General features: G+C 59.5%; 2 protein-coding genes. One reads left to right on the top strand and one right to left on the bottom strand.

Annotated features, from left to right (window positions below):
* On the top strand, positions 1–316 hold a 316-nt coding region (locus KJQ96_RS38120; protein WP_213291121.1), incomplete at its 5' end, for a hypothetical protein.
* A 598-nt stretch (positions 317–914) separates the two neighbouring features.
* On the opposite strand, the gene KJQ96_RS42535 is transcribed toward KJQ96_RS38120, so the two are convergent.
* Positions 915–1,106 carry a hypothetical protein gene (locus KJQ96_RS42535; protein WP_375293271.1) on the bottom strand — a complete coding sequence of 64 codons (192 nt, stop codon included), beginning with the start codon at positions 1,104–1,106 and terminating at the stop codon, positions 915–917.
* Positions 1,107–1,499 lie beyond the last annotated feature (393 nt).

Raw genomic sequence — 1,499 nt, 5'->3', positions numbered from 1 at the left:
CAGGCCGCTCATGGGATTTCGGGCTGATCCGGCTATCCGCGCTGCTATCGTGCGGTGGGCCGAGAACCAGTCAGACACTCCGTCATTGTCAGAAGCTATCCGCCGGCTCGTCGAGATCGGTCTGTCAAAATCCACCTCGCCTAAGCGGCCCCGCGTTCTCTCGACCGCTAAGCAAGGTGCCGCACGCGCAGTCGAATTGGCTTCTGACGTGATCGGCAATCAAATCCCCAATACAAGCGACGAGGAAAAGGCCACGCGCCGGCGCCGCCTCATCAAAGGCCCCTCGGAATTTCGAAACGTCAGGCGCGATCGGTAGCCGTGGAAATAGTCACTTGTGATCCACCGGGTGGTCGAGCTGAGGCTGAAGGTGAGGAAATGACTGGCAACAACTCACCTGTTCAAACATGGCCCAGCGATCGCTTATGCAATCTCTAAGCCGATTGGAAGCTCGCCGCTCACCTTCCCATTCCGGTGGATGAAGCCACGCTGAGCCGCATACGCGAACATGGATGGATCGAGAGCCGAGGTGAAAAGCATAAGATGGCTTCTCGAAAAACCGACAGGCATTAAGCGGCATGACTTCGAACGGAAAGCCCGGCAGGCCGACGCTCGCATAATGACGAGTGGCTGAAGTCGGCCCGGCCTGCAACCCCCGGAATAGCGAGGGCAACGTGCGTAGCGTCGCGGACTATTTGGAGAGAGCGGCCGAATTCGAAGCCTAGCTGCGACGGCTATCGTCGACTTGTTGAGAAAGCGATATGACATTGCCGCCTGCTATCGCTTGGCTAAAGAGAGCGAATGGTTGATCGGCACGGGCGCCATTGAAGGCGAGCTTCCGATTGACAGGCAGCAGGCTAACGGGCCTAGGAACTAAGCAGGCCGGGAAATAGCGGAGTTCGGTGCCGGGCCGGCCCCTACTCCTGTGACGACGGCCTCAGCGCTCCCCTGCGCTGAGGCCGTTTGCAATGATGGCCAGCTTGGGCCGCGCTATCGCGAGCGTGAATTTGACCTGGGACATGCCCGTCTGCATCGCGAACTTCGATCGCCATAGCATGCCTGACGGTGCTCCTAGATGCCTCCCTGGCCATGTCTGCCAAGGATCGCATAGCCGCATTCTGCGCGGCCTCGACGTCCCGTAGCTCTATCCCTCCTCGTCCAGCGTGAGGCCGTCCGCTTCCCTTACATCAAAATAGTAACGTGGCATGGCACTCTCTAACAGCTTACCGCTGGCTCACAAGGTTTGGCGGGCGCGCAACCGCCAAAAGACCCCAGCTCAGAAGGGTGAGCTGAGGCCCTTGAGGAGCGAACCGCCAGCCCGACACGCACGGGCTGACGCTATAAGGCTGCGCCTGTTCGGGCCCCGGCTATAACAATTGTTATCTGATTAGATTCCCGCCGGAGCGGCAAGCCGGGCCGATTTACTGTTCCTTCCTTTTCTTGGTCCGGCGTGCTTACGTCGGCAGGGCTACAGGTTGTGCCGGCTGTTCCAGTTGTTCCGC

It is taken from the genome of Bradyrhizobium sp. sGM-13 (genome assembly GCF_018398875.1).
Classification (GTDB): Bacteria; Pseudomonadota; Alphaproteobacteria; order Rhizobiales; family Xanthobacteraceae; genus Bradyrhizobium.
Note: the sequence above shows the minus strand (reverse complement) of the source record. Positions and strands in the feature narration are given on the sequence as shown.